The sequence below is a fragment of the Methylibium sp. genome, assembly GCF_031393925.1.
GTDB lineage: Bacteria > Pseudomonadota > Gammaproteobacteria > Burkholderiales > Burkholderiaceae_C > Methylibium.
The window spans coordinates 1-2,357 of the sequence record NZ_JANMWL010000116.1; the positions used below are offsets into that span (position 1 = coordinate 1).

The following is a 2,357-nucleotide window of genomic DNA, read 5'->3' on the forward strand; positions in this document are numbered from 1 at the left end:
CGGCATCGAGATCGAGCATGTGAACTTCGCGGCCGAGTACAAGGACCGCGTGTTCGCCGAGTTCCTGCGCGAGTACGCCGCCGGCCGCACGCCCAACCCCGACGTGCTGTGCAACGCCGAGATCAAGTTCAAGGCCTTCCTCGACCATGCCGTGCGTCTGGGCGCGGACCGCATCGCCACCGGCCACTACGCGCGGGTGCGCGAACGCGGTGGCCGCCATGAGCTGCTGAAGGGCCTGGACGCCACCAAGGACCAGAGCTACTTCCTGCACCGCCTCACGCAGGCGCAGCTCGGTAAGACGCTGTTTCCGGTCGGCGAGCTGCCCAAGGCCGAGGTGCGCCGCATTGCCGCGCAGATCGGCCTGGCGGTGGCGGACAAGAAAGACTCGACCGGCATCTGCTTCATCGGCGAGCGGCCGTTCCGTGAGTTTCTCGCGCGCTACCTGGCCAACACGCCGGGGCCGATCAAGGACGAGCGCGGGCGCACGATCGGCGAGCATGTGGGGCTTTCTTTCTACACGCTCGGGCAGCGCAAGGGCATTGGCATCGGCGGCCTGAAGACGTCGGCCGCGGCGGGGGGCGAGCACGCGCCCTGGTTCGCGGCACAGAAGTTGATGGCCAGCAACACGCTGGTGGTGGTGCAGGGCCACGACCACCCGTGGTTGCAGTCGCTCGCGCTCGAGGCCGGGCAGGCGAGCTGGATCGCGGGCGTGGCGCCGGGCGCTGGCGCGCTTTCGGCCAAGACGCGCTACCGCCAGCAGGACGCCGCGTGCCGGCTCTTGCCGGGCTCGAATGGCAGCTTCGTGTTGGATTTCGACATGCCGCAATGGGCCGTGACACCGGGGCAGTCGGCGGTGGTCTACGACGGCGAGGTGTGTCTGGGCGGCGGCTTCATCGCGGGCGCGACCCCTCATGCCCACGCGCTCCCCGTCGCGGTGGGGGCGTAGAGCCCCTTCAGCGCGCCGCTCCACGCCCAAGCGGGTGCCCGCCCGCGGCGCGCCGATGGCAGTGATGCTTGGACTACCGTGCAGCGCGTTCGTGGCGCCGGGGCGAGGGCTCCCAGGCCGACAGCGCCGCGGCCGCGACGATGAGCGCGCCGCCGGCCAGCATCTGCGGCGTCAACAGTTCATCGCCGAGCAGCACGGCCGACACCGATGCGAACACCACCTCGGTGAGCATCACCACCGCCGTGACATTGGCGCGCAAATGCGAGGCGCCGTGCTGCAGCGCCATGTTGGCGGCCAGGAAGGCAATCGCCAACAGGCCGGCCGGCAGCAGCCAGTCGCGGCGCGGCGGCGGGGGCAGGGGGACGCTGCCGGTGGCGGCCAGCGCGAGGGCGAGCCCACCGGCCACCAGCAGGCCGCCAAGGAACATGGCCAACGCACGCGCCTCGGCGGGGCGCGCAGCCTCGCGTTTGAGCATCACATTGTTGAGCGCGAAGCTCAGCCCGCCGAGCACGCCGAGGGCGTCTGCGAGCCCCGACGGCCACGGCCAACCGCCGCCTGCGGGTGCGAGAACAATCGCCGCACCGGCCAGAGCCATCACCATGCGCAGCAACGCCCAACGCGTGAGCCGCTCGTGCAACAGGAGCCGCGCCAGCAGCACCGTCCACAAGGGCATGAGGTAGAACAAGAGCACCACGCGCACCACGTCGCCGATGGTCACGGCCCAGTTGAACGCGGCGTTGGTGGTGCCGGCTGCGAGCATGAGAACCCACAACACCGGGGTCTTCCAGAGCAGCGCGGGCGCGTGCGGCCAGCGCGCCACGATCACCGTCGCCGCCACCGCGTAGATCAGCGCCGTGGCCCACAACGGGTGCAGGCCGGCGGCTTGCAGATGACGCAGCGGCCACCACGACACGCCCCACACGAAGGCGTTGAACACCAGCGCCAGCACCGCCACGGCCGACGCGCGCGCCGCGTCGGCCGCTTGCGATGGCGGCTGCGTCATCTCTAATGCGGGTCGCTGCGCGCCAGCGCGAGCAGGCGCTCGACCTCGTCGCGGTGGCGTACGGTGTTGTTGCGGTGCCAGCGTCGGATCAGCTCCATCATGCCCGCCACCACCAGTCCGAACAGCGTGATCGCGCCGAACGCCGACAGGCCAAACTTCGTCATGCCGGTGTAGAAGGCGCCCAGGCCGAGGATGCAGGCCTGCTCGTTGAAGTTCTGCACGGCGATCGATCGGCCCGCGCCCATGAGGTTGTGGCCGCGGTGCTGCAGCAGGGCGTTCATCGGCACCACCAAGAAGCCGCCGAGCCCGCCGAGCACGATCAGGAACGGGGCCACGACCCAGACGTTGGAAATGAAGTTCATGGCGATCATCAGCACGCCCATCGCGATGCCCAGCGGGATCACGTTC

The 2,357-nt window shown here is 70.1% G+C and carries 2 protein-coding genes and 1 pseudogene; 1 reads left to right on the top strand and 2 read right to left on the bottom strand.

Annotated elements, in window-relative coordinates:
• Positions 1-946, top strand: a 946-nt coding sequence (gene mnmA, locus RMO12_RS06755; protein WP_309638699.1) for a tRNA 2-thiouridine(34) synthase MnmA, incomplete at its 5' end; no start/stop codon positions are given.
• 73 nt (positions 947-1,019) lie between these two features.
• Here mnmA and RMO12_RS06760 read toward each other — a convergent pair.
• Both RMO12_RS06760 and RMO12_RS06765 read right to left on the bottom strand, forming a co-directional pair.
• On the bottom strand, positions 1,020-1,949 hold the full coding sequence (locus RMO12_RS06760; protein WP_309625795.1) for a DMT family transporter: 930 nt from the start codon (positions 1,947-1,949) through the stop codon (positions 1,020-1,022).
• Positions 1,950-1,951: 2 nt separating this feature from the next.
• Positions 1,952-2,357 (bottom strand): annotated as a pseudogene (locus tag RMO12_RS06765) (lysophospholipid transporter LplT); the annotation flags it as partial.